Source organism: Nostoc sp. DSM 114161, assembly GCF_052692665.1.
On the sequence record NZ_CP195141.1, the window covers coordinates 5702499 to 5728106 of the forward strand.

At 40.9% G+C, this 25608-nt stretch carries 34 protein-coding genes and 1 pseudogene; 22 read left to right on the top strand and 13 right to left on the bottom strand.

The features are described 5' to 3' along the window. Positions 1-192: 192 nt before the first annotated feature. From NSTC745_RS24190 to NSTC745_RS24225, 8 genes are all read left to right on the top strand, one after another. Positions 193-1500, top strand: coding sequence for a Tudor-knot domain-containing protein (locus tag NSTC745_RS24190; protein WP_445633234.1), 1308 nt, complete (start codon positions 193-195; stop codon positions 1498-1500). Between the two features lie 282 nt (positions 1501-1782). Next, entirely contained in the window at positions 1783-2901 is a 1119-nt protein-coding gene (locus NSTC745_RS24195) for a phosphotransferase enzyme family protein (protein WP_445633235.1), read from the top strand. Next, positions 2898-3437, top strand: a complete 540-nt coding sequence (locus tag NSTC745_RS24200; RefSeq protein WP_445633236.1) for a DOMON-like domain-containing protein — start codon at positions 2898-2900, stop codon at positions 3435-3437. The genes NSTC745_RS24195 and NSTC745_RS24200 overlap by 4 nt, the downstream gene beginning before the upstream one ends. Positions 3438-3485: 48 nt before the next feature. Further along, complete coding sequence (locus NSTC745_RS24205; RefSeq protein ID WP_096533936.1) at positions 3486-3689, top strand: hypothetical protein; 204 nt, start codon at positions 3486-3488, stop codon at positions 3687-3689. Between the two features lie 18 nt (positions 3690-3707). After that, positions 3708-4253, top strand: a complete 546-nt coding sequence (locus NSTC745_RS24210; protein ID WP_445633237.1) for an HD domain-containing protein — start codon at positions 3708-3710, stop codon at positions 4251-4253. A gap of 61 nt (positions 4254-4314) precedes the next feature. Beyond that, on the top strand, positions 4315-5058 hold the full coding sequence (locus NSTC745_RS24215; RefSeq protein ID WP_445633238.1) for a thermonuclease family protein: 744 nt from the start codon (positions 4315-4317) through the stop codon (positions 5056-5058). A gap of 204 nt (positions 5059-5262) precedes the next feature. Continuing rightward, positions 5263-6243 carry an aldo/keto reductase gene (locus NSTC745_RS24220; protein ID WP_445633239.1) on the top strand — a complete coding sequence of 327 codons (981 nt, stop codon included), beginning with the start codon at positions 5263-5265 and terminating at the stop codon, positions 6241-6243. A 592-nt stretch (positions 6244-6835) separates the two neighbouring features. Beyond that, entirely contained in the window at positions 6836-7327 is a 492-nt protein-coding gene (locus tag NSTC745_RS24225) for a DUF1499 domain-containing protein (RefSeq protein ID WP_445633240.1), read from the top strand. A 134-nt stretch (positions 7328-7461) separates the two neighbouring features. Here NSTC745_RS24225 and NSTC745_RS24230 read toward each other — a convergent pair whose 3' ends face one another. The 4 genes from NSTC745_RS24230 to NSTC745_RS24245 all read right to left on the bottom strand — a co-directional run bounded on the left by NSTC745_RS24230 (position 7462) and on the right by NSTC745_RS24245 (position 9614). Further along, complete coding sequence (locus NSTC745_RS24230) at positions 7462-7659, bottom strand: hypothetical protein (protein ID WP_445633241.1); 198 nt, start codon at positions 7657-7659, stop codon at positions 7462-7464. A gap of 170 nt (positions 7660-7829) precedes the next feature. Then, positions 7830-8252 (bottom strand): hypothetical protein, encoded by a 423-nt coding sequence (locus tag NSTC745_RS24235; RefSeq protein ID WP_445633242.1) that lies wholly within the window; start codon positions 8250-8252, stop codon positions 7830-7832. 224 nt (positions 8253-8476) lie between these two features. Continuing rightward, positions 8477-9355 carry a phosphodiester glycosidase family protein gene (locus NSTC745_RS24240; RefSeq protein WP_445633243.1) on the bottom strand — a complete coding sequence of 293 codons (879 nt, stop codon included), beginning with the start codon at positions 9353-9355 and terminating at the stop codon, positions 8477-8479. Next, positions 9318-9614 carry a hypothetical protein gene (locus NSTC745_RS24245; protein ID WP_445633244.1) on the bottom strand — a complete coding sequence of 99 codons (297 nt, stop codon included), beginning with the start codon at positions 9612-9614 and terminating at the stop codon, positions 9318-9320. Before NSTC745_RS24245 ends, NSTC745_RS24240 begins: the two co-directional genes overlap by 38 nt. 178 nt (positions 9615-9792) lie before the next feature. On the opposite strand from NSTC745_RS24245, the gene NSTC745_RS24250 reads away from it, so the two are divergent. After that, on the top strand, positions 9793-10158 hold the full coding sequence (locus tag NSTC745_RS24250) for a hypothetical protein (RefSeq protein WP_445633245.1): 366 nt from the start codon (positions 9793-9795) through the stop codon (positions 10156-10158). A gap of 119 nt (positions 10159-10277) precedes the next feature. Here the strand turns inward: NSTC745_RS24250 and NSTC745_RS24255 are convergent, their stop codons facing one another. Both NSTC745_RS24255 and NSTC745_RS24260 read right to left on the bottom strand, forming a co-directional pair. Next, the gene (locus tag NSTC745_RS24255) at positions 10278-10850 is read right to left on the bottom strand and encodes a Uma2 family endonuclease (protein WP_445633246.1); all 573 of its coding nucleotides are present in this window, start codon (positions 10848-10850) and stop codon (positions 10278-10280) included. Positions 10851-10964: 114 nt separating this feature from the next. Further along, complete coding sequence (locus NSTC745_RS24260; protein WP_445633247.1) at positions 10965-11219, bottom strand: UPF0175 family protein; 255 nt, start codon at positions 11217-11219, stop codon at positions 10965-10967. A 213-nt stretch (positions 11220-11432) separates the two neighbouring features. On the opposite strand from NSTC745_RS24260, the gene NSTC745_RS24265 reads away from it, so the two are divergent. The 4 genes from NSTC745_RS24265 to NSTC745_RS24280 all read left to right on the top strand — a co-directional run bounded on the left by NSTC745_RS24265 (position 11433) and on the right by NSTC745_RS24280 (position 14112). Continuing rightward, positions 11433-12770, top strand: a complete 1338-nt coding sequence (locus tag NSTC745_RS24265; RefSeq protein ID WP_445633248.1) for an AAA family ATPase — start codon at positions 11433-11435, stop codon at positions 12768-12770. Further along, positions 12767-13459, top strand: a complete 693-nt coding sequence (locus NSTC745_RS24270; RefSeq protein ID WP_445633249.1) for a Rho termination factor N-terminal domain-containing protein — start codon at positions 12767-12769, stop codon at positions 13457-13459. The genes NSTC745_RS24265 and NSTC745_RS24270 overlap by 4 nt, the downstream gene beginning before the upstream one ends. Positions 13460-13729: 270 nt before the next feature. After that, positions 13730-13930 (top strand): hypothetical protein, encoded by a 201-nt coding sequence (locus NSTC745_RS24275; protein ID WP_445633250.1) that lies wholly within the window; start codon positions 13730-13732, stop codon positions 13928-13930. Continuing rightward, a complete protein-coding gene (locus NSTC745_RS24280; protein ID WP_445633251.1) occupies positions 13927-14112 on the top strand; it encodes a type II toxin-antitoxin system RelE family toxin in 186 nt (61 codons plus the stop codon). Before NSTC745_RS24275 ends, NSTC745_RS24280 begins: the two co-directional genes overlap by 4 nt. 223 nt (positions 14113-14335) lie before the next feature. Here the strand turns inward: NSTC745_RS24280 and NSTC745_RS24285 are convergent, their stop codons facing one another. From NSTC745_RS24285 to ndhC, 3 genes are read right to left on the bottom strand one after another with little or no spacing between them, the layout of a single operon-like run. Further along, positions 14336-14866: an NAD(P)H-quinone oxidoreductase subunit J gene (locus NSTC745_RS24285; RefSeq protein ID WP_445633252.1), complete on the bottom strand. Its 531-nt coding sequence runs from the start codon at positions 14864-14866 to the stop codon at positions 14336-14338. Beyond that, positions 14859-15596, bottom strand: a complete 738-nt coding sequence (gene ndhK, locus NSTC745_RS24290; RefSeq protein ID WP_096533963.1) for a photosynthetic/respiratory NAD(P)H-quinone oxidoreductase subunit K — start codon at positions 15594-15596, stop codon at positions 14859-14861. The genes NSTC745_RS24285 and ndhK overlap by 8 nt, the downstream gene beginning before the upstream one ends. Beyond that, the gene (gene ndhC, locus NSTC745_RS24295) at positions 15587-15949 is read right to left on the bottom strand and encodes a photosynthetic/respiratory NAD(P)H-quinone oxidoreductase subunit C (protein ID WP_017656081.1); all 363 of its coding nucleotides are present in this window, start codon (positions 15947-15949) and stop codon (positions 15587-15589) included. The genes ndhK and ndhC overlap by 10 nt, the downstream gene beginning before the upstream one ends. Positions 15950-16365: 416 nt before the next feature. On the opposite strand from ndhC, the gene NSTC745_RS24300 reads away from it, so the two are divergent. The 6 genes from NSTC745_RS24300 to NSTC745_RS24325 all read left to right on the top strand — a co-directional run bounded on the left by NSTC745_RS24300 (position 16366) and on the right by NSTC745_RS24325 (position 18763). Beyond that, the gene (locus NSTC745_RS24300; protein WP_445633253.1) at positions 16366-16701 is read left to right on the top strand and encodes a rubredoxin; all 336 of its coding nucleotides are present in this window, start codon (positions 16366-16368) and stop codon (positions 16699-16701) included. A gap of 178 nt (positions 16702-16879) precedes the next feature. Then, positions 16880-17899 (top strand): photosynthesis system II assembly factor Ycf48, encoded by a 1020-nt coding sequence (locus NSTC745_RS24305; RefSeq protein ID WP_445633254.1) that lies wholly within the window; start codon positions 16880-16882, stop codon positions 17897-17899. Positions 17900-18048: 149 nt separating this feature from the next. Further along, positions 18049-18297: a cytochrome b559 subunit alpha gene (gene psbE, locus NSTC745_RS24310; protein ID WP_322730890.1), complete on the top strand. Its 249-nt coding sequence runs from the start codon at positions 18049-18051 to the stop codon at positions 18295-18297. Between the two features lie 9 nt (positions 18298-18306). Further along, a complete protein-coding gene (psbF, locus tag NSTC745_RS24315; RefSeq protein ID WP_015115279.1) occupies positions 18307-18444 on the top strand; it encodes a cytochrome b559 subunit beta in 138 nt (45 codons plus the stop codon). A gap of 9 nt (positions 18445-18453) precedes the next feature. After that, complete coding sequence (locus NSTC745_RS24320; RefSeq protein ID WP_096533973.1) at positions 18454-18573, top strand: photosystem II reaction center protein L; 120 nt, start codon at positions 18454-18456, stop codon at positions 18571-18573. A gap of 70 nt (positions 18574-18643) precedes the next feature. Then, positions 18644-18763, top strand: a complete 120-nt coding sequence (locus tag NSTC745_RS24325; RefSeq protein WP_073644363.1) for a photosystem II reaction center protein J — start codon at positions 18644-18646, stop codon at positions 18761-18763. A gap of 318 nt (positions 18764-19081) precedes the next feature. On the opposite strand, the gene psaI is transcribed toward NSTC745_RS24325, so the two are convergent. The 3 genes and pseudogenes from psaI to NSTC745_RS24340 all read right to left on the bottom strand — a co-directional run. Further along, on the bottom strand, positions 19082-19222 hold the full coding sequence (psaI, locus tag NSTC745_RS24330; protein ID WP_445633255.1) for a photosystem I reaction center subunit VIII: 141 nt from the start codon (positions 19220-19222) through the stop codon (positions 19082-19084). A 209-nt stretch (positions 19223-19431) separates the two neighbouring features. Further along, positions 19432-22416: a hypothetical protein gene (locus tag NSTC745_RS24335; RefSeq protein ID WP_445638675.1), complete on the bottom strand. Its 2985-nt coding sequence runs from the start codon at positions 22414-22416 to the stop codon at positions 19432-19434. 63 nt (positions 22417-22479) lie between these two features. Then, positions 22480-22833 (bottom strand): annotated as a pseudogene (locus NSTC745_RS24340) (hypothetical protein); the annotation flags it as partial. Between the two features lie 404 nt (positions 22834-23237). Here NSTC745_RS24340 and NSTC745_RS24345 point away from each other — a divergent pair. Beyond that, positions 23238-23435: a hypothetical protein gene (locus NSTC745_RS24345; protein ID WP_445633256.1), complete on the top strand. Its 198-nt coding sequence runs from the start codon at positions 23238-23240 to the stop codon at positions 23433-23435. Between the two features lie 81 nt (positions 23436-23516). After that, positions 23517-23996, top strand: coding sequence for a Tic20 family protein (locus NSTC745_RS24350; protein ID WP_445633257.1), 480 nt, complete (start codon positions 23517-23519; stop codon positions 23994-23996). 3 nt (positions 23997-23999) lie between these two features. Here the strand turns inward: NSTC745_RS24350 and NSTC745_RS24355 are convergent, their stop codons facing one another. Continuing rightward, entirely contained in the window at positions 24000-24773 is a 774-nt protein-coding gene (locus NSTC745_RS24355) for a fumarylacetoacetate hydrolase family protein (RefSeq protein WP_445633258.1), read from the bottom strand. A gap of 407 nt (positions 24774-25180) precedes the next feature. Between NSTC745_RS24355 and rpsF the strand changes: the two genes are divergently transcribed. Next, the gene (gene rpsF, locus NSTC745_RS24360) at positions 25181-25513 is read left to right on the top strand and encodes a 30S ribosomal protein S6 (RefSeq protein ID WP_445633259.1); all 333 of its coding nucleotides are present in this window, start codon (positions 25181-25183) and stop codon (positions 25511-25513) included. The last annotated feature ends 95 nt before the right edge of the window (positions 25514-25608 follow it).

A 25608-nucleotide genomic window follows, 5' to 3' on the forward strand; every position in this document is an offset into this window, starting at 1 on the left:
CTGAGTTCTGACTTCTGACTTGTGAATTCTAAAGTTATTTTTTTACCGATTCTGGGAACTCTATTAATACGGTTCAGTAATTCACGCAGGGTTAACCACAATAGCTGGCTTTTTAAGTAGCAATTGGTACTAGTTGTCTGTGCCGTTCTGATCCGTATTGTAAGAATCGTTTAGACTTTTGAGGATCGGTTGATGGATAAATCTATTATTCAGTTGGTTGACGAATTACCAGCTGACAATATCACTGTCAAAGTTTTAAAAGCTCTTGATTATGTAGCACCAGGTGAATGGAACAATTTGGTAGGGTTTGACAATAACATCCGCGCCATCACGGGAGAAAGCGATGCTAAGGTAATCCAAAGAATCCGCGATCGCGCTGTTGCCTTATATTACGATCCTCAAAATGGCTACCAGTCTGCAATCAAAGTTTATCAAATAATTGATAAAGCAGATACAGCTATGGCGACGGCGGCTTTAGCTAATAAAGTTGGTGAGAAAATTGGTTTTCTTTCTTTTTTAAGCAACATTACTCCCAAAGCAGATGTAACTCAAGCGATTGATTTAGCACTGAAAATTGCGGTAGAAATTATTGCTTTTTGCAAACTGAATGGTATTCCTCAACCTAATCCCCAACAGTTTGCCAATTCTCTGGCTAACAACTATCAAAATGCATCTCTAATGCGGATGGTTGCTTTAGTTTGTCTAGATGGAATTTTGCCTTTAGGCCCAGATTTCTTAGGAAAAATCCAGTCAGTTATTAGTGGCGCTGATACTAGCGCAATAGCTCAAAATCCTGTGTTTTTAGCTGTCAATAGCTCTTTACCAGGGAATAATCCCACCGATAAACTTGGTTTTATTAATCAGAGTTTCAACTCTGTACAAGGGTGGATGAATGGCTTAGTATCCAAAACAGGCATCACTCCGCAATCAATTTCTAGCCATTTGGGTAATTTTATTCAGATTGCTGATGATAATTTAGATTTTGTAGCAGCATTCCTAGACCAAACTACAAATTACTACGAACATACGGGAATTCAAACTGTTGCTCGCAGTGTAATTTTGCAAGCACATACTTTAGTTAAAGAAGAAATTAAGCAAGAAGCACAAAAGCCGATTCAAGATGTTTCATCTGCTGCAAAGTCAAATAATAATAATCAGTATGCAGTCAGCAGTACAGTAGAAGTCTGGGATGAAGATGAAGAAGATTGGTATCAAGGAACAATTGAAAAAATCCAAGATGACCAATTCTATATTCATTACCTTGGTTATGGTTCATCCTATGATGAATGGGTAGGTGAAGATGATATTCGTACTCGCGATCTTCGCTCTGCTGATGACAATGGGTATGCAGTTGGTCAAAAGGTAAAATGTTGGGATGATGACCAAGAAGCTTGGTATTCTGCCACCATTCAACAAATCCAAGGTCACCAATACTTCCTTCGCTACATCGGTTATGACTCATCTTATGATGAGTGGGTTGATAGCGATGAAATTTCCTAACTAGTGAATGATTGCGGGGCACTATGCCCCGTATTAATATACAGTAGTTTTCAAAAGCGATCGCAAGCAAGAGGCGACAGGCTCGAAAGTTTGTTGCGATCGCCGTTTTACAATCAGTTGAATAAACGGGTTTAAGTGTGGTAGTAAATTCCCGGCTAATTACACTCTGAATCCTGAATTCTCATTTAATTACGAATTACAAATTATCTTGATACTTGCGCTACGATATCCCCTATTGCCTTTGTGCAATGTATGTGAGGAGTAGTTAGGACAAACACGAATATGATAAAAGAACTTAATAGACAAGGTACAGAAAATCTAGTTGCGATCGCCAACCAATTCGCCGGACTGGGGAAGGTTACAGCCACTAAAGCATTCGGTAGCGGTAATATAAATGACACATTTTTAGTAACTTTAGATTCCTCAAAACAACAACATTTTGTTTTACAACGCATCAATACACAAGTATTTCGCCAGCCAAAACTCATAATGCAGAACATGTGTATCTTCACTGAGCATGTTCGTAAAAGATTACAATCTACTCCTTTAAATCGTCGCTGGGAAATACCGCAAGTACTACTGACTAAAAACGAACAAAACCACTGGCGAGATGCTGATGGTTCCTTTTGGCGGGCGATTAGCTTTATTGAAGATTCACAATCCTTTGATACTATGCACGATCGCTCACATGCACAAGAAATCGGTTACGCCTTGGGCATGTTCCACAATTTGATCGGCGATTTGCCACCAGAAAAACTCGCCGATACCCTACAAGGATTTCATATTACACCGCTTTACCTCCAGCAATACAATGAAGCTTTGGCGACAACCAAAGTGCGTAAAACTCCTGAAGTTAATTATTGCTTGCAATTTGTTAGCGATCGCCAAACCTTTGCACACATCTTAGAAAATGCCAAAACCCAAGGCATTCTACCTCTGCGGCTGATGCACGGCGATCCAAAAATCAATAATGTGATGTTCGACACAGCTACCCAGCAAGCCGTCAGCGTCATCGACCTCGACACCGTAAAACCCGGTTTGGTACATTACGATATAGGCGATTGTTTGCGATCTGGTTGCAATCCGGTTGGAGAAGAAACGGAGAATTGGGAAAGTGTTTATTTCGATACTGATTTGTGCCAGGGAATCTTAGCAGGTTATCTAGGTGTAGCTAAGGCTTTTCTTACAGAAAATGACTATGCTTATATCTACGATGCAATTCGTCTGATCGCTTTTGAATTAGGATTGAGATTTTTTGCCGATTATTTAGCAGGAAATGTCTATTTCAAAGTCAAGCATCCAGAACATAATTTAGCAAGAGCGATCGTCCAGTTTAAACTCACCGAAAGTATCGAATCCCAAGAAACGCAGATTCGCAAAATCATCAAAGATATTAAATGAATAGCCAGACATTTTCTTTGCAACCATTTGCTTCTAGCGAATCCCTAGCTAATTTGGAAATTACAGGCGATATCAGCCGAAATATTAATCAATTTAGCATTAGTTATACCGTTACAGGCGATTTAAAAGAAATTCTGGTTGCTTCACCATCAAACACACCATCGCGCAAGCATCAACTGTGGGAAGATACTTGCTTTGAGTTTTTCTTTGGCATCAAAAATTCTCAACAATATTGGGAATTCAACCTTTCTCCCGCCGGACACTGGAATGTCTATCGTTTTGATGGCTACCGTCAAGGGATGAGGGAAGAAACAGCCTTGACAATACTTCCGTTTAATGTTAGAAATCAACCGGATAAATTAGTACTGACATTAAACATTGATTTGGATAAAATCATTTCGCGAGAACAGATAATTGAAGTTGCCATTACCGCTGTTATTAAATACATAAATGATGGCGTTACTTATTGGGCATTAACTCATCGAGGTGCAGAGGCTGATTTTCATTTGCGAGATAGTTTCATTCTTGAATTGTAAGATGGCAACGCGAGAAATCGCCGTTTATATAAAGGATTGATTGCGATAATGTCTGATAAATTTTCGTTTTCTAATCTTGATGAACTACAGCGATGGCATCAGGGTATAAAACAAGCAAACCGCAATAATATTTTTTGTCACTGTCGTACTTGCGGTTATGAATGGATAGATTCAACATTTGATGTTATTTGTCTCAAATGCAGTAGCAACAATGTAGAAAGTATTTCATCTTGGCAATTTCCAGATGATTAAATTAGAGCGTTATATTATATGCAACAAAATTGGTCGCAAGAAAGTTATATAAAAGCCTTCAACAAAGCAGCAGAGGCACATCAAGGGCAGAAAATACCAGGTTCAGAAATACCTTATATTATGCACTTGAATTTTGTCAGCATGGAAGTAATTGCTGCCTTAAATGTTGAAAAAGAGCGTGACGGAGACCTAGCAATTAAATGTGCAATTTTGCATGACATAATTGAAGACACCGTGACAACCTTTGAAGAAATAAAAACTGAGTTTGGAGAAGCGATCGCTAACGGTGTACTTGCACTAACTAAAGATAATTCGCTAGAAAAAAATCTGCAAATGACAGATAGTTTGCGAAGAATAAAGAAACAACCGCCAGAAATATGGATGGTAAAGCTAGCCGATAGAATTAGCAACCTCCAAGCACCGCCACACTATTGGAATCAAGAAAAAATTATTCGATATCGAGAAGAAGGAATTCACATTTATGAAACATTGAAAGATGCAAGCCCGTTTCTTGCATCGCGCTTGGCTAGCAAAATTGAAGACTATAAAGCTTTTATTAAATAGTGGCACACCAATACTAGGTGAAATAGTATGAGGTAAATCAAAAATTACTAGAGATAGAATTATGGAATTAATTGAACTAATATTGGTGCTAGCCACAGTAGTTAGCGTTGCAGATGGAAATACAATTTTGATTAAAGATGATGCAGGCCGACCTATGACGGTAAAGCTAGCCTGCATTAATCCACCCAAACCAGCTAGCCAGCAATCAAGTTTAGCAGCAACACAAAGGTTAAAACAGCTGCTACCACCTCAATCTCCTGTAGTGATTAGAAGTACAGAACAACTCAGAAATGGTCGCGCGAGTGGTGAGATTTTTGTGGATAATCGCTCAGTTAATCTGCTTTTAGTCCAAGAAGGTAATGCTGTAGTTGACCGCGACTCTTTATACAATTGCTATGAAACCAAAACCCAATATTTAATTGCCGAAGCTAATGCTAAAAATAAGCGATTGGGATTCTGGCAGCAATCAAATAAAGGTATGAATGAATCAAAAATACAGACTTGGCGAGGCAAGTTAATTTATGAAGAAATTCTTCCTGTGATGTCACCTAAAGCTTATGCAGGCAACAAATTTTTTCTAATTACTAACTCAGCCAAACAGAATCGCTTAGTGCTGCGTCCATCTGTGCAAGTTTCTCATTCTCAATTGCGATCGCTTAATAATAAAGAAGTTGAAATAACAGCGGTATATGTTGAAGGGACTCGCCCTTCTCCTACTAAAACTGCTTGTCCTATTGAGCTTAATGGACAATGTATGCCCCAAGGTGAAGGTTATCAAGTTTTATCTATAGTGCAGTTGAAATAGAAATTCAGAATTCAGAATTTAAGATGGTGTACTTGATTAACTTGGAAACTGATGTAAAAACGATGTGTTAGGACTGTTCCCTTCCCCAAAAGACCGATCGCACTTCAGGAAATACTTCTAATAATAGATGACTCAGCGATTGAGAAAGAGATAATACTCAAGGGCCTAATTTGTCTTCCCAATTACTCAGTAGGAGATTAGTTGATGAAAACTAGAAAGCTAGGCAAACAAGGTTTAGAAGTTTCAACTATTGGGCTTGGTTGCATGGGAATGTCCGAGTTCTATAGCGGTCGTGACGAACAAGAAGCGATCGCCACAATTCATCGAGCGTTAGAACTGGGAGTTAATTTTCTTGATACTGCTGATATGTACGGGCCTTTTACTAACGAACAATTAGTAGGCAGAGCAATTAAAGACCGCCGCGATAAAGTAGTATTAGCAACCAAATTTGGCAATGTCCGCACTGAAGATGGTGGTTGGAAAGGCATTAGTGGCAAACCAGAATACGTCCGTCAAGCTTGCGATGCTTCCCTCAAACGTCTGGGAGTTGAAGTCATTGACCTTTATTATCAACATCGGGTAGATACAACCGTACCCATTGAAGATACTGTAGGGGCAATGGCAGAGTTAGTTCAGCAAGGAAAAGTGCGTTATTTAGGACTTTCCGAAGCTGCTCCCGCTACAATTCGACGAGCGCAAGCAGTTCACCCAATTGCAGCACTGCAAACAGAATACTCTCTTTGGAGTCGAGAACCAGAGGATGAAATTTTACCTACAGTGCGGGAATTAGGAATTGGCTTTGTTCCCTATAGCCCATTAGGAAGAGGATTTTTATCAGGTGCAATTACTAGCCCTGACGATCTTCCAGCTGATGATTATCGAAGAAATGCTCCCCGCTTTCAAGGTGAGAATTTCTATAAAAACCTGCAAGTAGTCGAGCAAGTCAAAGAAATTGCCACTGAAAAAGGAGTAACCGCAAGTCAGCTTGCACTAGCATGGCTTTTGGCTCAAGGAGAAGATATTGTCCCAATTCCTGGTACAAAACGCCGTACTTACTTAGAGGAGAATATTGGAGCAACCGAAATTACTTTGACTCAAGAAGAGTTGAATCGAATTGAAGCAGTTGCACCCAAAAATGTCGCAGCAGGCGATCGCTACCCTGACATGAGTACTGTTAACCGTTAATTGATTGCTTATCTTTTGAGAAGTGGAATGAATGGAAACAAAAGCACTTAATTTGTAAGTGCTTTTTTGTTTTCACTCACTTCTATTCTTAAAAGTAGAATTAATAAAAGCGATTTTAAAGCAAAGCTAGCTAAAGTAGACTAAAAAATTTTACGAGTATTTTAGTTATCTTTAGATAACTTGCGCTATTAGTAAGGCACTTCAGTTACTTGCGGAACATCATTAACAATGATGTGGATTCGGAAACCATTTACACTGTATTATTCCTCCAGATAAGTAAGTGGACATAATTATTTAGAAGACGCATTTCGACTGCGCTCAATGCTCGAACCTTGATAAAATGAGGGTTGAGCGAAGTCGAAACCCGGCAACCTCAAGTTAGGTTTAATTTAGTCCTTCTACTTATTCTCTCTAAGCTCTTAGGAGTGTGTCCGGGAAAAATATCAAGATTAATTTTGCTATTAGCCTTAATTGAATAGCTAATATATAAAATTAATAATAAAATTACAATAATATTTATACTCTTCTTCATTCTGAATTCTCAATTCTGAATTCTAACTTCTCACTTACTACTTACAGGAGTAAATTTCTCATGTCTTGCCTGCTAAAAGCGATACCTACAGCGGGTTACGCCAAGGGACTCTTGTGGAGTCTCGCTCTGGCAATACTGCTAAGTTTAATATTTCCTAACGCCACCTTAGCTGCTTCTCGCTTGGGACTTGATAACGGTTATCTTAGTTCTTGTCCAGCTTCAAACAACTGTGTTGTCAGTCAAAACGCAGATTCCAAACACGCCATTGACCCGATCGCTTATCATATCAACCGCAACGCAGCAAAAGAAATCTTACTCAAAGTTCTCACCGTTGTTCCCCGCACAGAGGTTATCGAACAAACAGATAATTACATCCATGCTCTTTCAAAAAGTCGCATCTTTAAATTTACTGACGATGTAGAGTTTTATTTTCCTCCCAATGAATCAGTAATTCATGTGCGATCGGCATCTCGTGTAGGAGAATTCGATCTCGGCGTTAACCGCAGACGCGTAGAACAAATTCGTTTAGCTCTACGCGATTTAAATATCTGATTGTAGCAATTTCTGATTACTCATATCCTTTAATTGTTTGATACTAAGTTGCAATCAGATATAGTATTTCTCCCCCTGCTCCCCCTGCCTCCCCTGCTCCCCCTGCCTGCCAAAACTAATATTTTTGAACGCAACTAGGTATGAGTTGGCGATCGTTGGTTTTTGCCTTCGCTGTAACCCAAATCATACATACTTGCCGCTTGGGAATCTTGTTCTGGTGGCATTTTTGACTGCCCACCCCAAGCATCAGATTTTCCTAAATTAAACCAATCTTCATCAGTCATCTCATAGACAAATGTCTTAAAATTTGTTTTTTTGATATAGGCATCCATATAACTATCTCCCAGTGCTACAAATAGCGCTTGTAGATTATCCTATTGCCATAATGACAATTACCTTGCTGAAGATTACCTCCTCCGCAAGTATGAAAAAGTATAGGACTATTATTTGATTTTTAAACAAAATTCAAAAACTTAATCTTATAAAATCCTCTTGCCTATTTCTACAAGAACCGATACAAAATATTTCCATTTTCATTCACTTCAAAAGAAGCATCGAGTTCCTTAGCTTTATCATCTAAATATTCTTTAGCCTTCTGGGTTGATATATTGGCATTTTTCGCCATTTGCAATACTGTTATCGTTCCAGAATTGCTCTCTACTAATTCTAAAAACACGAACTGAAGATGTTTTTGTTCTGATTCAAGAAGCAATGCTTTTTCTTTTTTGTTCTGCTGTACTAAAGACCAACTCAACCAACCTCCTATAATTGTTGAGGGAACAGTGACAACAACTAAAGCAGCTACAGCATTCTCTTTCTCTTTATTGGTAGTTTTGGGATTAATAATATCCCAGATCATCACAACAGACAAGGGAACGCCAAAGAAGAGAAAACACACTGCTAAAAACTTTTTAACTAACCTCATATTTCCTCACTATTAATAAATATTCAATCCCTAAACTAATCAAAACTATTTCAGCCGATCGTCTTTATTCCTTTTCTCTATCAACAGCGATCGCTCCTTCAAGCCTGCATAGATAAAATTAAAATTGATAAAGAATTTTAGCTTTAACTAAATTGTATTGCTTTATATTATACATTGTATAATATAATACGTCTAATTTTGAGATCTAGCCTAATCTGGTTTTTCTATTTTTCCTGAACCACTAAAACTGATTTCACAGGCCGCTTAATGGAATTTCCCTGCAAATCAATTTTTCCGTAAAAGGTTTTACCCTTGTAGTAAAGCGAAGACGAACTACCACCATCTAAATTCATCGCTTTTTTGACACCAAGGTTTTTCATCAAATCTGCCAGTGCTGGTAAGGAAATTCCAGAGTTAGCCCCAACTGAGGGTTTTTGAGCCACCATGACTAAAACAACACTGCCATCATCAGTAATTCCGACAGCAGTTCTCGCATTGCGTTGGCTGCTACCAAGTGCATCTCGTTTACTAGCATTATCCGCAAAAGCTTCTTCTACTAAAGTCAGTTTTGGTAAAAGGCGCGGCCCAGCACCTATGGAATCAACCAACTGACAATCGGCTGGTGTTGATTCATTGTGCAAAGCAATATCATATTTGATATTTTGCCCGCATTCATAGCGGCGGAATTCTGCGCGATTGAAAATTTTACCCAAGTAAGGTTTTAAGTTGGGATTATTTACTAAGCGATCGTTTTGCTTGGGGTCAGCTACCAATTTTCCTTGTATGATGACATAGGATGTAGTTTTTTGGTTAGCTGGGTCAAAAAAGCCTGCATTAAAAATGGCGATCGCTTCATACTTCTCGGCAAACTCTTCTACAGTGCCTACTTTCTCTGATAATGCAGGAGTTACCAAAAATCGTCTATTAGCTGGAACGAATACAATATTCGCTATACTTTCGGGGAAGTTGCGCTGTTCATAGCGGATAGGTTTTGGTGGTGAAACTGCAACAGTGGGTATTGGTGTTGGTAAAGAACGCATATTAAACCACAACGCCGTACCGAAACTAGCTAAAGTCAAACCCAGCAGCCAAATTTTCCTCACTTTTTGCTCCCAAATATACTTGGTATATGCTTATGGATGCTAACTTATAAACGCGATCGAGTTTTCTCACTTGAATAGCAGCTTTTGCGACATGAATAGCAGCTTTTGCGACATGAATAGCAGCTTTTGCGACATGAATAGCAGCTTTTGTGACATGAATAGCAGCTTTTGCGACATGAATAGCAGCTTTTGCGACATGAATAGCAGCTTTTGCGACATGAATAGCAGCTTTTGCGACATGAATAGCAGCTTTTTTCAATAAATTTCAGCAAATATACCCGCATTTATCGACTTAACCAATCCCATCCAATCCTCTCAAAATTCTGTAACATCACTGTGGCTGCTAGATCTGTTCATTGCGTATCTTTATGATATATAAATAACTCAGTACGAAGCGATCGGGGTTATTTATAAATTAATCCAAACAGGAAAACTATATGACGCAACGCAAACGAAACTCCATCGCACTGACCAAAGCTGAACGACGGATTGAAGGAATGCAGACAATTAACACTGAATTAGACTTTGGTAATGGATTTTGCATTGCTACTTACAACACTAAAGTTATTCAGTTACGAGAGAAACTAGCCGCCTACAACCAAGCACAAACAATAGTAGACAAGACACACAATGCGCTAATAGAAGCAGAACGTGACATGAATACATATTCCGAACAGATGCTACTGAATGTTGCATCTCACTATGGCAGAAAGAGTGATGAATACGAAATGGCTGGTGGAACCCGCAGATCGGACCGCAGAAAATCACGTGCAGCAAGCCAAACGATCAAATCTGCGGAGTGATTTTCTTAACTCGCCTACGCATCCATTTTGTAGGGTGTGTTGTCGCAAAGCGCAACGCACCATTTATATTTATATAAAGTTAATCAAACTCTTTTTTGCAAAAAAAGCTAGAGCTATATTTATTCAAAAACAACGCTGCGATATATTTCCGCCATCGGTAATTCCACCCCAACTGAATCTAAGGAAATAGATTGTTCTAAGCTGTTAAAATCACTAAGCAACCAACCTTGTTGACTCTGCTTGCTGTAGCGTTCCACAAAAGATTCATCCTGTTCGACTAATAAATATTCACGAAAACTTGGAATTGAGCGATACATCCGAAATTTATTTTGTTGGTCGTAATCTGCGGTGGAAGAAGATAAAACTTCAACAATCAAAATGGGATTCAATACTTCATCTAAGCGTTCCCCATTCAGTTGCGGTTCCCCATCAAAAATCATCACATCTGGATATACTCCGCGTCGATGTTCTGGAATCCACAGCCGTAAATCGCTATTAATCGGCTCGAATTGAGTATCGCGCAGCACAGAGGTAAGATAAGTCAAAATATTCCGACCAATGCGGCTGTGTTTGAGCGTTCCTCCAGGCATAGGTACTATTTCTCCATCTCGATATTCGCTGCGTCCTTCTGCTTTTTCTTCGATCGCTCGATATTCATCCAAAGTGTAGGGGCGCTTGATGGTAGAAATCATAAGTCCTAGCCGATGACATTGCTTTGACGACAACAATATTATTTTCTCACGGATTTAATATTGTGAAGTCATGCAGCAATGCGATCGCATTCTTCACTAAAAATTGGTGAAGTATTACTCACCACGGGCATAATTCAAATCATCATTCAATTCTTCAAAACCATAATGCCGCACTACTTGACGACCAGCAAGTAATTGTCCGAATTCATATTTATCCATCTCGGCAAGTTCTCGTGCTTTACCAAATGGGAGAATTTCTTGTGTGTAGAGAGCGATCGCTAATTCTCGACGTAGTTCTTGCTCAATACGCTGCTCTGGTAAACGAAGAGCTTGCAAAACAGAGTCAGATATCTCAATTTGTAATCCCATTATCTTTAGAATGGTTAATACTTTGTCTATTATTATCATGGTACATTCAAGGACTTAATAACATCTATCGCAATGGTTTGTGGAGTTTATTACGAGCGAGCCGGACTTTAAGAGTAATTTTGTAACTTTACGATAAATGATAGACAAACACAATAAATAATTGTCTTGAAGTGGGAACACTAGACTTAGACATTGCTGGAAGTCACCCACACTATGAGCATAACAATTATCAGTCTTCGAGCAGCACTACAAAGCCTGCCAGACAATGCACCGGAACCTGTTGTAGACCATCTTTTTGCCTCTCACTTGCTGAGAGCCTTAGGATTTCAATCTGAAGAAATTCATCCTGAATATAACACTGGCGACGGAGCTGTTGATAAAGCAGCCAGGAAAACCATTGAAGATGATGTGTTTTTACATACAAAATCTAATCCATACCTTCTAGTGGAGTTGAAAGGGAGAGATATTAACTTATCTGAAGATGCTGCACAGTATCAAAAAACGGTTAATCAACTGAAGCGTTATCTACTTGCACCTAATTGTCAAACCGTACAGTGGGGGATTATTACTAATTCTTGCCATATTCAACTGTTTCGCAAGCATGGAAAAGTGATTTATCCTGCAACACGGTGTCTTCCACTTGATGCAGATAATATTGATAACGTAATCGCTTCAATTCGGAAAAAAATTGAAAATCCCACTAAAGCCTTAACCATAGCGGTTTATAACAACAAAGGTGGAGTAGGTAAAACGACAACTACCGTTAATTTAGCAGCTATCTTAACTTTTTTAGGCAAAAAAGTTTTAGCGATCGATTTCGATCCAAATCAACAAGATTTAACGAGTTCTTTAGGTATTCCACTAAGCAAAGGTAGCGTATTTGAGGCTCTTAAGGAACGGAGTATAGAACTTCAAAGTACTCTATATCCTTATAAATTCCCTCTAAGGAAGGTTAATTCAGAACTTAGATTTGATATTATTCCTGCCGATCAAGAACTAACAGATGCACCTGAAAACTTGCTACGTAATCATTTAAAAACTCACACTCTTTATCAGAAGCTAGAATTATCAAGACAAGAATACGACTACATTTTGATAGATGCGCCACCCAACTGGCGAGTGTTTAGCCAGTTAGCTGTATATGCAGCTGATGTCGTTCTCATTCCTACAAAGCATAACAATCTTTTCTCTTTAGAAAATGCAGCAATAGCAATGAAGAAATTCATTCCTGAAGTCCAATCTGAAAAAGCTGATGGTAGTCCAATTCCATTGCCAATTTTTTTCAATGGGGAAAAGATGACACCACCTCAGTTGGCAGTTGCTCAACAAGAAATTAATAATATTCTTAAAATTGCCAAGAAAGAGGGATTTGATTTACTGCCTTACTTCTATCCCAAGTATACCAATGCCAACAAAAACCTTCGTATTCATGAGGTTCCTAGCTACGCTAACATAGCTGGTTCAGCTTTCTCGCGCACTCCTGCGGTTTATCGAGATAGATCTGCTCATGAATATTACAAAAATCTAGCAAAGGAGTATTTTTTACAATGAGTAGCCTCAGCGATGTTGGAAACTTGATGCATTTATATTTGGATGAAATTGACCCTGGTGAAGGAACTGATGCACCTGAATTTTTAATTAAAGCTTCAGCTAATTTACTTAAGCAAAAGGGAGGAAGAAATTGGATTCCAGTGATTGTGAAAGAAACTGGCAAAGATAAGTATCAAGTAATTGGTAACTCTTTTATTTATGCAATTGCGGAAGCCGCTCGCCTAAATCGAGTTTGGTGTATTATTACTGATGGTAGTGATGAGACAGTTGAAGTTACAAAAGTATTGGCAGGAGAAGAAATTCCAAAAATTAATCTCTCTCAAGCATCTAGGGATGAAATTAAGGCAGCATTAGAGTATTTAGTCAAGCAACCAGATAGTGTTCTCAAAACAGTTAAACCCGCTATAGCTACAAACCGAATTGATGAAGCTCCTCGTAAATATTGGAAGACATTAGATCCAATTGTCGATCTCAAGTGTGGCATTACCAAAGGTAAAAAACTTGATGCTTTAAATCAAGTTTTTTATCTAACCCCTCAACCAATGCCAGATACAACTACTGATATGGGTATTCTCAAAACAATGACAATAGCCAATTTAAAATTGATGGCGAAGAACCGAGGAATTACTGGTATCACTAAAATGAAGAAAGACGATCTTGTTAAAGCATTGAGTAAGCCTTCAAAGTAGGGCAAGGCAACCCAGTAATAGCATCCTTTTCTGTGCGTTGAGCCTTTGGGACAACGCACTTTTATCTCAAATATTGTAAATATCGTATTTAATCTACAGGCAATGCTTAACGACAAGCCACTTTGTGTCTAGGCAATCAGATCACCTAAATTCATTGATAAACTAGAGACAACTGCGATCGCAAACCTTAAATGTTGCAATCGATGTCTAGATATCAGCCATCAAAAATAATAACAGACGGACTCAATGAAAAAATAATGAGGTGTAAATATGGAAACTACAAAAACCAGACAAGCATTACTCAAAGCTATTTACGAAGAATTAGAACAGGCTTATGAAGACACTTTAGAAGATGTTTTAGAGCTACTGAAAATCCGTAAAAGTGAAGATGAAGAGGATCTCCAAGATATTTATGCAGCAAGAAATGATACTACTATCTCTTGGGAAGAATATAAGCAAGAGAGTGCATGACTTATCAAATAGAAATTACAAGTAGGGCAACTAAACAATTAAAAAAGCTCCCTGAAGATATCAAACTTCAAGTTGAAGATAAAATTCAAGAGTTAGCAGATAACCCACGTCCTAGCGGAGTGGTGAAGCTAGAGGACAATGAAGACACCTACCGTGTTCGTGTAGGCAAGTATCGTATTTGATACGAAATCAAAGATGATTTATTAATAGTTAAAGTTGTGGAAATTGGTCATCGTAGAGACGTTTATCGTCTTCAATAAAACAAAATGCGATGTCTACAACCATCTCTGCCTACGCATCCCTTTTATAGCGTGCGGTCTTGTGAGGATACAATACACACACCAAAAACATTACCCCTCTCCGCCACCGGAAAGGGGTTAATCACAGCTGAAACTCAGCACTAAATTAATAAGCGTCTTGCAACTCGTAAAAATCAGGCGAGACGTAATCTTTCCGCAAAGGCCAACCTACCCAATCTTCGGGCATCAAAATCCGCTTGAGATTTGGATGTCCTTCATAGATGATGCCGTACATATCGTAAGACTCGCGCTCTTGCCAATCAGCGGTCTTCCAAATCCAATACACTGAAGGTACCACGGGATTTTCTCGTGGCAGGAACACCTTTAAGCGGACTTCTTCAGGCTGATCTGCATTATCACCGACTTTAATCAAGTGATACACGCTCGCCAATTCCTGTCCTGGGCCAAGGTCAACACCACCTTGAAACTGGAGATAATTAAACCCATAAGCATAAAGGGCTGTAGCGGTGGGGAGCAAGAAATCTGGCTCCACCTTAATTATCTCCACCCCGTTTTTGTCTGGAGCCAAAGACTCATGGCCAAAACCATTTTCCGTCAACCACTGAGAAACTTTACCAGCTTCTACCAATGACTCTTCTTTGGCTGCTGGTACTGGTTTAGATTCTTCTTCAGCCACGGGGTTGTTCCTCCTTTTCTTTCTTTGCTGTCAGCAATGCAGGTGGTACTGGCATACCGATCGCTTCTGTCAATTCTTTCGGTGGTACAGAGCGAGTATCTGACTGCAAATACTTACCAGTTAAGATTTCTTCCACTGGCTTGAGGTTATGAGTCGTGCTGTAATAGCGGTGAGTTTGCTTAATTTTATCCCGCTCTTGCATCGAATCATTAGCAATTTTCTTCCGCAACTTAATAATTGCGTCGATAATTGCTTCCGGACGAGGAGGACAACCAGGCAAGTACACATCCACAGGAATCAGCTTATCAACTCCGCGCACTGCCGTCGGAGAATCAACACTGAACATCCCGCCAGTAATCGTGCAAGCACCCATCGCGATTACATACTTTGGCTCAGGCATTTGTTCGTAAAGACGCACCAATTGAGGTGCCATCTTCATGGTAATTGTCCCTGCCGTAATGATTAAATCGGCTTGGCGGGGGCTAGAACGAGGAATTAGCCCAAAACGGTCAAAATCAAACCGCGAGCCAATTAAAGCTGCAAACTCAATGAAGCAGCAAGCAGTACCAAACAACAGCGGCCACAAACTAGAAAGCCGCGCCCAGTTGTAGAGATCGTCAACCGTAGTCAAAATGACATTTTCTGAAAGGTCTTGAGTGACAGTAGGACGCTCAATGGGGTTGATGATTCGCTCTTTGTCCTGGGTTATTAAGTTAGAATTCAAGACCATTCCAAAGCTCCTTTACGCCATGCGTAAACTAAAGCAACTACAAGAATTGCAATAAAGATTAGCGCTTCAATAAATGCTAATAGCCCCAGACGGTGGAAAGCTACCGCCCAAGGATACAAGAATACAGTCTCCACGTCAAAGACCACGAAGACCAGAGCAAACATGTAGTAGCGGATATTGAACTGAATCCAGGCTCCCCCGATGGGTTCCATCCCAGATTCGTAAGTAGTACGCCGTTCAGGGCTGTAACCACTAGGTCTTAGGAGCTTGGATGCTGAGAGCGCTAAGGCAGGAACTAGGCTACAGATTATTAAGAAGCCTAGAAGGTACTCGTAACCACTGAGGACAAACACAATGAGTATCTACCGCTATGAAGTATTTTTGGGACTGGGGATTGGGGACTGGGGACTGGGGAGATGGGGGGCAGGGGAAAAGGTTAAAGGGAAAAGGAATAAATTTAATCTTTCCTCTTTCTCCATGCCCAATGCCTAATGAAGGCAGTTGCTACAACGGGGGAAACCCCAACGCGAGTTGTTCATGGGGGAAACCCCCAAGACCACACTCGCTCCGCAACGCACTGCCTCCCCAATGCCCAATCCCTATAATTACGTTACTTTCTTTTACATTATATCTGTTTGATTTTTCTGAAATCTACGAGACAAATGCACTTCAGGTATTTGATTCGTTTTTGGTATTGATAGAAAAGTCTAACAGTTATGTCATAATTTTTAACGTATATTTAAGATTTCTCCTCTGCGAGGCCTTAGCAATGAGCGAACCAGCTGTTGAGACTTCAGTGTTAGACCGCTATGAGTGTCGCGCCTGCGGTTATGTTTACGAACCTGAAAAGGGAGATGATAAACATGACATTTCTTCAGGAACACCCTTTGCAGAACTGCCCGTAAATTGGCGCTGTCCAGTTTGTAGTGCCAAAAAAACGGCTTTTGCCAACATCGGACCTGTGGGTGCGGCATCCGGCTTTAAAGAAAATCTTGGTTACGGTTTGGGTGTCAACACCCTAACGCCAACCCAAAAGAATTTCCTAATTTTTGGTGCCCTGGCTCTTGCCTTTTTGTTTTTTCTCAGTCTCTACGGCTTACAATAACACCGACTTGAGAGTGGTGAGTTAGGAGTTAGAAGTTCTGAATTCTGAATCCTGAGTTCTGAGTGCTGAGTTCTAAGTTCTGAATTCTGAATTCTCAAGTCTGTGAGCAACTGTAGCCTTTAAGGTAAACCTTTTAGAAAACACCTACACAAATTTAGAATCAATCTAAGAGATACTGATGCGTTCAATTGTGAAAAGTTGGCAACGAATATTTGCCTTGTTACTTGTAGTCCTGATGTGTATTGGTTGTAGCAAAGTGCCTTCTATTAGCTACAATCCTTGGAAAATCATTTCTGTGCCAACAGATGCGAAGTTGCTGGATATTGCTTTTACTGATAATCCTCAGCATGGCTATTTAGTAGGTAGCAATGCCACCCTGTTGGAAACCAAAGACGGAGGTGATACTTGGAAACCAATATCGCTGCAACTAGACGAGCAAAAGTATCGCTTTAACTCAGTAAGTTTTCAGGGTAAAGAAGGCTGGATTGCTGGAGAACCTGGATTTTTAATCCATACCACCGATGAAGGTGCTTCTTGGTCGCGGATTGCTCTGAGTGAAAAGTTACCAGGTAACCCGATCGCAGTTAAAGCACTAGCAGAGAACAAAGCCGAATTGGCTACTGATGTGGGAGCCATCTATCAGACCACAGATGGCGGCAAAAATTGGAAAGCCAAAGTGGAATCAGCAGTTGGTGTAGTGCGTAACTTAGAACGTTCTCCTGATGGCAAATATGTTGCCGTTTCCGCTAAAGGTAATTTCTACTCTACTTGGGAACCAGGGCAAAGTGCTTGGGTTCCTCATAACCGCAATAGTTCTCGACGGGTAGAAAATATGGGTTTTGCTGACAGTGGCCAGTTGTGGATGCTAGCCAGAGGAGGTCAGCTCCAGTTTACCGAACCAGCTAAACCTGAAGAGTGGCAAAAAGCAGATTTTCCAGAGTTATCGACCAGTTGGGGTTTGCTCGATTTGGCATACCGCACACCCGATGAAATTTGGATAGGTGGCGGTAGCGGAAATTTGCTACGGAGTACCGACGGCGGCAAAACCTGGGAAAAAGACCGTGAAGTAGAAGAAGTAGCTGCTAATTTGTACAAGATCGTTTTCTTCCAACCAGATCGGGGATTTGTCATTGGCGATCGCGGCGTCTTGCTCAAATACCTACCAAACCCTGAAGCCAGTTCCCCAGAAGCAGCTTAATCGGTATTAGGGACTGGGGAAGAATTTTCACAATACCCAGTACCCAGTACTTAATTACTATTTCTGAGAAGAACGTTGCAACTTGTAACTCTTTCTAAACTTTGTAGGATAATAAACTCAATACATTCTTTATGAAGGTAGGGATCTAAATGTCAGGTACCACTGGAGAACGTCCATTTTCGGACATCATTACCAGCGTTCGTTACTGGGTAATTCATAGCATCACCATTCCCGCATTGTTTATTGCTGGTTGGTTATTTGTCAGCACCGGACTGGCTTATGATGCTTTTGGTACACCCCGCCCCAATGAATATTTCACACCAGTGCGGCAGGAAGTACCAATTGTGAAGAACCGTTTTGAAGCGAAAAAACAAGTTGAACAATTTATTGGAAAGTAGTTTGAGATCATGACTAGCGGCAATAACATCAATCAACCAGTTACCTATCCAATTTTTACCGTTAGATGGCTGGCAGTTCACACCTTAGGTGTGCCAACTGTATTCTTTTTGGGCGCGATCGCCGCAATGCAATTTATTCAACGCTAGGAGCAAGTTATGGAAAGATCGCCCAATCCTAATAATCAACCGGTTGAATTAAACCGGACTTCGCTATATCTGGGACTACTACTAATTTTCGTCCTGGGAATTCTGTTTTCTAGTTACTTCTTTAACTAACTAGAACAAATGTTGTTAATCTTTGTTTATTGAACGTGTGTTGATTTGTTGTTAAGGGAGGAGAGAAGCTGTGTCTGGAAGTGGGAGAATTCCCCTGTGGGTCGTCGCTACGGTCGCAGGATTAGGTGTAATTACAGTCTTGGGCATTTTCTTTTATGGTGCCTACGCTGGACTGGGTTCTTCAATCTAAAACTAGTTTGAAGCCAATACTATAAAGTCTGAATTTTTTAGCATTTGTTGAGAAATCAGCATAAAAAAACCGCCTGTCTCTTTGAGATAGGCGGTATTGTTACAGCAGACTTTAAGTAATGTGAACTACGCAACCTGAGCTCGATCACATGGCGTCAAGCTTGTTTTACTTTCAAATTTTGACTTGTGAATTTACCAGTTCTGCTGTATGGTAATTAGCTCTACAATGAACTCGATGAAGTGATTGGAAATTTCATAATTAGGTAATTGGTAAAAAACAAAGTAATCTATTACCAATTACCAATTAGTCATAAACCAATCAAGCAATATCTTCGCTTTCTATGTATAAAAATAGAAATGCGAATACGATACCTGGTAAAACCCAACCAATGATTGGAACGAAGATAGCAGGCAAGTAGGAAGTACTAGCCAAAACCGTAGGCAAAAATTCAAATGCCATAGTAAAAGTTCCTGTTAAATCACACTACAATTCAAGATGAGCTTACTGCAAAGTGCGCCAGATTTTTTAAATTCTAAAGATTTTTAACACAGCAGATATTGGGCATAGGGCATGGGGAAGAGGTGGGGAGGCAGGGGAAAGGAATAAATTTAACCTTTCCCCCTTACCCTTTTCCCTTTCCCCCGTTCCCTGTTTGATCCATACTCCATTTAAATCCCCAATAGTTCATCTAGCTCTAAGTTTGGCAAGTCTGGAGGGATGACAGTTCGCACTGTTGTGGCTTTGTGACTCTCCTGTTGGGTTACCGGATCGAGAGCGATCGCTTCTAGGCGAATTTCCAAACAGCCAAAGGGAATGTTTAATTGCGTCATCACTTCCAATCCCCCTAAGGTATTAGGTAGTAAATTTGTCAGTAAATGAGGTCCGTCTAATAACCAACGAGTTTGACAGTCTTCAACCCATAACTTGATAGCAAGTTGTCGAGCTACTTCAGGCATTACTACGCGTACTATCACAGACTTACCAGCTATTAGTTCGCCCTCTGGCACATACAGTTGTGGAATTGGTAAAGGCTCAATTGCTTCCATACTTATAGCTAGGAGATGAGATAAATCTGATACTAGTTGCTCCTCTCCTTCTAAGGCATAACTCTCCGTTGCATCGACTTCTAATTCTCTATATGTATCATCTACAACAATTTCTTCCGCCAACCAAGCTGAAGCTGTATTTCTGTTAATCGGCGGAGGTGGTGGTGGTATTTGCGATCGCAAAGGTGGTGAAAATGTCGGTTCTTCTAAGATTTCTTCTATTACCGTATTTTCCTGTATAACCAGGTCTACTTTTTCTACTGCGTCTGCGCCTTCTAGTATTTCTGTATTGGCATCTGAACTTAACAGCAAGTTGGCATCAACAGTATCAACATCGCTATTACGAGTTTCTGCACTTGGTGAAAGCGACACCTGCGGCTCTGGAACATAATTATCGTAGTCTTGGGATGGCAGTTCATTTACGGGTTCGGGGAAAGAGTATCCTTGGCTATGCATCCACTTCTTGAGCAAAGGAGATGAATAAAGTTTTGTTTTAATGAATTCTGAATTTGCTTGAGAAAGTACTTGAGCAATAGATTCTTCTTGGACTTCTGAATTTGCTTGAGTTGGTATTTGAGCGACAGATTCTTCTTGGACTTCTAAATTTGGTTGAGAAAGTATTTGAGCGACAGATTCTTCTCGGACTTCTGAATTTGGTTGAGTTGGTATTTGAGCGACAGATTCTTCTTGAACTTCTGAATTTGGTTGAGTTGGTATTTGAGCGACAGATTCTTCTTGGACTTCTGAATTTGGTTGAGCAAGTACTTGGGCTATGTTCTTATCTTCATCGATAATTGCGTCCAACTGCGGTATGTCCTCGGCCGCTTGAATTTCCAATCTATCCGGAGAATTATCTTTTACTTCTTCTGTACCATTTGACACGGTTTGTACCCGTTTCAAGTATGGAAAAGTCGTGTCGAGTATTGGCATTCGACGTTGCCTGATGACTAACTGCTCCAAGTTGATGGCAGCAATGGTAGCATCCTTTTCTAAAAGCTCATTCTGTAAAGGAGATTCTGCAACGACATCTGTGGGGGTACTGACATCAGTCTGGATGGGAGGCAATTTCGGTAATTGAGGCGAACTAGCTGAATTTTTTAGTTGAGATGTCCGGCGGGCAGCTTCTCGCGGAACTTGCACGTTTGTTTGCGCTGGAAGGGCGAGGTTTGGGGATGAATTGGCTACCCCAGGGTCGTCTGTTTTTCGGACTTTGACGAGATTCAATAGTTTTAAATCGAGCTTAACAGTTGCCTGTGATTGTGTGAAATTGGTAGAAGAGGCCGATGGTGCTATCACATCATTGGAGGATGTACTAAATTTTGTTGCGGTTGCGATCGTCAGCAATTCTGTTACATCTGCTGTAATTGTGAAGGACTGTTTGGCTAACTGCGTGACTTCACTAGTTTCGGTGAATTTACCATACAAACTGATATCTGCCAAAATTAACTTAGATTTACATTCAGCAGGAATATCAATTGAGGTATTTATATTGAAGGGCAGTTCTTGGTCTGGTAAGGGTTGCCGTAACTGGGTCAAGATTTGCGACTCTAAGGGCGATCGCAATTCAAATTTTAGTTCTAGTCCGCGGACGCTTTTTGGAGATAATGTTTCAGCCAGTTCTAGATTCGTCTTTTCCTCAAGTTCTACGCGCCCATTAATCGTTAAAGCTTGTCCCCAACGAGCAATATAAGTATCCCGATCTAAAGTCAGCAATAATGGCGGTAGCTGTTGTGTTTCTGAAGAATATATAACCTTTTCATCTTCAGATAGCGGTTCAGGAGTCGGTAAAGCTAATTCTATTAAATTTTGTAAAATCTGTTCTGCCGTTTCACCTTTAAGCCATACAGGACTAATCGGGCGATCGATCCCTATATTTTCTTCTTGAGTTACATCTGCCACAATAGGCGTGTCAGTGCGGCTAAATATATCCTCTTCTTGAGTCGCATCTGCCACAACAAGCGTGTCAGTGTCGCTAAATATATCCTCTTGTTGAGTTACATCTGCCACAACAGGCGTGTCAGTGCGGCTAAATATATCCTCTTGTTGAGTTATATCTGCCACAACAGGCGTGTCAGTACGGCTAAATATATCTTCTTCTTGAGTTACATCTGCCACGACAGGCGTATCAGTGTGGCTAAATATATCCTCTTCTTGAGTTACATCTGCCACGACAGGCGTATCAGTGTGGCTAAATATATCTTCTTCTTGAGTTGCATCTGCCACAACAGGCGTGTCGATGCCACTAGCTTTATACTCCGCTTGAGCTACATCTATGACAATAGCTGTGTCAGTGCTAGTGAATATACTCTCTTCTTTAGTTGCATCTGCCACAACACCTATAACAGTGCCGTTAACTCTATCTTCAGGTTGGGTTACATCAGGTACAGGATTTGTAACAGTGCTGCTAACGATATCCTCTTCTTTTGTTGCATCTGAGACAACAGGCGCGTCAGTGCTGCTATCTGTAGGAATTGCCAGCTCTGTGGAGATGGCGATCGCCTGCTCTAAGGCTTCTACTGGCTGTAGGTCATGGGGCATGGGGAATGTGGGAGCCACTGCGTTGGGCGATGCCGACTTAAAGCAAGTGGCGTCATCAGGAAGAGGCATAAGATAAAGACTTGCTGCAACTTCTCCTCTGCTCCCCTGCTCCTCTGCTCCCCCTGCTGCCTCTACTTCCTGACACAGAACTTGCACTTGGACGCCGTATTGCCAAGATTTACCCAGCATATCGGACATCAAATCGCCCGAACAGCGCAGTTCCCAAACTCCTGGCTCAAAGTGAGTAAACGGAATTACCGCCATTAAGCCTTCTGAGTTAGTACGACGCGAACGCTTGAAAATTCGGCGTTTTGGTGTAACTTCGTGTGTTGAAAAGTGAGTGACGCGCACTTCCACATCCGTATTCAGCAGGTTAGAACGAGCCAGAACTCTATACTGCCCTTCCAAAATTTGTGAATTTGGCGATTCCAGGATATGCCACGAGCGATCGCCTTGCTTCTGTATCAGAAATTGCCAGTGTTCCATTGTGAGTGATGCCAAGACCTACAAGCCGCCCAGTAATATTGTGTATTAGCTTGCTTGCAAGTTTACCTCAGTAATTCCTAATTGCATCCCTAAAAAGCCTATCAAGTTAACTTAGTTTCATATACTTAAATTTTCGCAAAGTCAATACCCTGGAATCAGGTTTTTTTAATCAACAACCCAATCTCTAGAGAACAGAACATACAATAAATTAAGATTCACTTCACAACTTTAGATTAAATTGTGACACCCACGTTTTGCTACAAACAGAAAGGATGTGGCTTCTAAGTACGCTCTTCGATCGCCAATTGTCATAGCTGACAACGCGCTGTCTTTTTAGACCGCTACAACCAGCATCCTCCCAAAGTGAAATGTAGGTGACAATGAAAATTTACAGGAGGGATTACATGCTAGTCATTTTAATGGACGAGCAAATCCTTGCCCCTGAGCAAGTTTGCCAGTCTTGTTTACTCGCTGATGGGAGCGGACAACCCCGTTGGCGTGCGGGTCAACTGCGTTGTGGTCAAGCGATTCGCAAACGAAATCAACAGCAGCCAGACCAGTATGAATGTGTGATGGGCTTTCGCGTTGCCCATATAGAATAACTGAATTTACCAGCAAGACCAAGCAACTGCGTTATCCTAAGGTCAAGTAAGTGTTGAAAAATAACCATAGGAGAATGCATAATGACTTGGCGCGGGTCTACAACTGTTCCAGATCGGATTTTTGCTTGCTTGCCTTATTTGCTGCCCCTAATTGATGGTTTAGTCTTTGGTAGGTTTTTGTTTAGTCAGTTTCCAGTGCTACAAGTCCTGCTTTTACCGCTCCAACCAGTGCTAATAATTTACGGTAGTTTAGGACAATTGGGGCAACTAATCGTGTTCTTTGCCTTGTTCCTACTGGTGGTAAGAAACGAAAAAATCAGTCACTTCATTCGTTTCAACACAATGCAGGCAATTCTTCTGGACATCGTGATATTTTTGTGTTCCATATTAGTGCGAATTTTAGGACAGGTTCCTGGTACTGGCTTTGCAATAGAAACAGTGGCTAACACTATCTTTTTAGGTGTAGTGGTAGCAGTTGGATATTCAGTCATCCAGTCTTTAATTGGGCGTTATGCAGAAATTCCAGCGATTTCTGATGCCGTGCACATGCAAGTGCGCTAGTCCTTAACGGGTCGCTACGGTGTTTTCCAGGCGACCAATACCTTCTATTTCTACACGGACGCGATCGCCTAGTTGCAACCCACTAACACCCTCTGGCGTTCCTGTAAGCACCACATCCCCCGGTAGTAGGGTCATTACCTGACTGATATAGGATACTAAAACATCCGGCGGAAATACCATCCGATCGATACAGGTAGATTGGACTGGGTTGGTATCGTCATTCAAAAAAGTCTGCAATCTCGCACCTGGATTTAATTCCCGCACAATCCAAGGCCCCAAAGGACAAAAAGTATCAAAACCTTTGGCTCGCGTCCATTGACCATCTTGTTTTTGTAAGTCCCGTGCTGTCACATCATTAGCGATGGTGTAGCCCCAAATCTTAGTTTGGGCGATTTCTGGCGTACAGTCAAAAACGCGATCGCCAATGATTAATGCTAACTCTCCTTCATAATCGACTCGTTGCGACTGGGGAGGATACTTAATTTCCGTCTCAGAGGGAATAATCGACGTGGGTGGCTTCAGAAAAATTAGTGGCTCAGAAGGCACTGGAGTCCCCATTTCCGCGGCATGATCCGCGTAATTCTTCCCCACCGCCACAATTTTTGACGGAGCGCAGGGAGCCAAAATTTGGTAATTTTCTGGCGTTAAAATCAAATCAGTGGGTTGCCCTTGTAACCAGGGTGGAGCATCTAGCACCTGGACGTTGAACGATGGTTGTAGTAACCCATAATAAATTTGCCCTTCTTGATTTTGAATTCGTACATAGCGCTGCGCCATAACCTCGAACGATATCCTTTTGTCTTTGATTAATACCTGTAAGCGGAAAGTAGCAATCCTCAGTTAGCTTTTTGGAGAACCGATTAAGCCTTAAGCAAAAAAAGCGATCGCTACAGATGCCCCTTGAAAAAAGCTAAGCTGATAGCTGAATCAATTTGCTGGCGATCGCCAAAAGCTGGATTCTTACTTGCTAAAGAAATCTGGGGTCGGAGCTGACCTAGTATTTCAATAGGAACATCCAAGAAATGAAATCCAAACTTCGGCGGATTGGCTAACGATCCAAATTGAAAACTGGTAAGATTATAGTTCCTTGTTGCTTCAGATGTTGATGAATACTAGTATTTTGCATAATACTAAGTATAAATTGGCACTAGCAGCCATTTTTGTCCATAAGGAGACTAAAAAATATGACCACAAGTTACGAAACAATGTACATCCTGCGTCCTGACTTGGGAGATGAACAGGTAGAGCAAGCAGTTGCTAAATATCAGAATTTGCTGCGCGAACAAGGCGCTGAGGATATCCAAATTCAAAATCGTGGTAAGCGTCGTCTGGCTTATGAAATCAAAAAACACCGCGATGGCATTTACATCCAATTGAACTACAACGCGCCTGCAACTGCGATCGCTCCCTTTGAACGCGCTATGCGCTTGAGTGAAGATGTGATTCGCTATCTCACAATTAAGCAGGAACTGGAAGAGGATAAAACTGCCAAAGTAGCTGCAAATGCAACTGCGTAGGAAATAGGGCATGGGGCATACTAAAAGAACAAGGGGAAAGGGGTAAGGGGAAAAGGGGAAAGATTAAATTTATCCCTTTTCCCTTTTCCCTTTAA